Origin of the sequence: Vibrio gelatinilyticus, assembly GCF_022836845.1 — a bacterium.
Classification (GTDB): Bacteria; Pseudomonadota; Gammaproteobacteria; order Enterobacterales; family Vibrionaceae; genus Vibrio; species Vibrio gelatinilyticus.
The window spans coordinates 1-1,391 of the sequence record NZ_JAJNNZ010000044.1; the positions used below are offsets into that span (position 1 = coordinate 1).

Genomic DNA, 1,391 nt, shown 5'->3' on the forward strand with positions numbered 1-1,391 from the left:
TGACCCCCAATAGTTGGACACCAATTATTGGGGGTCTTTTTATGTCCAAATATAGTCGTGAGTTAAAATGTGTCATTGCTAAACAATGCTTAGATGGCGCGTCATCTCGCTATTTAGCAAAACAATATTCAATTTCTTCGAGACAGATACGGTATTGGGCTCAAGTCTTTGCCATCCACGGTGCTGGTTCGTTTTTACCAACTAAGCATGCTGCTACTGCTCAGAAAAAACGAAAAGCATTGAATTTAATGTGGACGAATGATTGGTCTCTCACGCACACTAGCGCAGTATTAAACCTCTCATCCCCTGGGATACTCTCTGTCTGGCTCAAAAGATTTAATGAGCTCGGTATCGAAGGGCTCAAAATGCGCCAGAAAGGAAGACCCTCAATGAAAAAGCAACTTCAACGTACCACCAAGCCTGATAATGAAATGACGCTTGAGGAGCTAAAAGAGGAGTTGGTCTACTTACGAACCGAGAATGCCGTTCTAAAAAAGTTGGAAGAGTTGGAGCAGGAAAAAAACCGTCGAACAAAGAAAAAGCGGTCATAGCTCTAACTCTTAAAGGTAAGTACCCATTGAAATATTTACTGCACACTCTACAGTTGGCTAAAAGTGTCTTTTATTATCAGGCTCAAACGAGCAAGCGCCCAAATAGCTACGAACGTGAACTGCGGTTGATAAAGTCAATTTATCATGAACATAAAGGTCGATACGGCTACCGCCGTATTCACTTGGAACTAAAAAATCAGGGGTACGCGCTTAATCACAAAACGGTTCAAAGGCTGATGGCTCAGCTCAACCTTAAATCGACGGTCAGGATTAAAAAGTATCGTTCATACCGAGGAGAGTCGGGAAAGCCTGCTCCCAATGTGCTTGAAAGAGATTTTAGTGCGACTCAACCCGACGAAAAGTGGGTAACGGATGTCACGGAGTTCAAAGTCAAAGAGCAGAAAGTTTACTTGTCTCCTGTGGTCGACTTATTTACTCAAGAGGTGGTTGCTTATAGAGTGGCTAAAAATGCGTGCTTGCCGCTTGTCACGGAGATGTTGACGGAAGCCATATCAAAGCTTAAACCCAACTCAAAGCCAATTATACATAGCGATCAAGGTTGGCAATATCGCCATAGACAGTATCAAAAAAAGGTAGCGGAGAGTGGTTTAACGCAAAGCATGTCGAGAAAAGGTAACTGCTTGGATAATGCTGTTGCTGAAAACTTTTTTGCTTTACTCAAAACCGAGATGTATCACAACCAAAGCTTTGAAGATGCCGATGCTCTGATAGAGCAAATCAAAGAGTACATCGAGTACTACAATACCAAGCGTATAAAAGTGAAACTAAAAGGCCTGACTCCGATAGAATATCGAACTCAGGCCTTAAAAGCCGCTTAAC

2 protein-coding genes are annotated in these 1,391 nt (G+C 42.5%); both read left to right on the plus strand.

The window, feature by feature from the left end:
- The first annotated feature begins 41 nt into the window (after positions 1–41).
- Positions 42–551, plus strand: a complete 510-nt coding sequence (locus tag LNL84_RS19595) for a helix-turn-helix domain-containing protein (protein WP_341829466.1) — start codon at positions 42–44, stop codon at positions 549–551.
- On the plus strand, positions 548–1,390 hold the full coding sequence (locus tag LNL84_RS19600; protein ID WP_244359548.1) for an IS3 family transposase: 843 nt from the start codon (positions 548–550) through the stop codon (positions 1,388–1,390). Before LNL84_RS19595 ends, LNL84_RS19600 begins: the two co-directional genes overlap by 4 nt.
- Position 1,391: the final 1 nt, after the last annotated feature.

Bases quoted from the DNA above. Each gene is read 5' to 3' on its own strand.
- LNL84_RS19595 (WP_341829466.1), top strand. From the start codon at position 42: ATGTCCAAATATAGTCGTGAGTTAAAATGTGTCATTGCTAAACAATGC.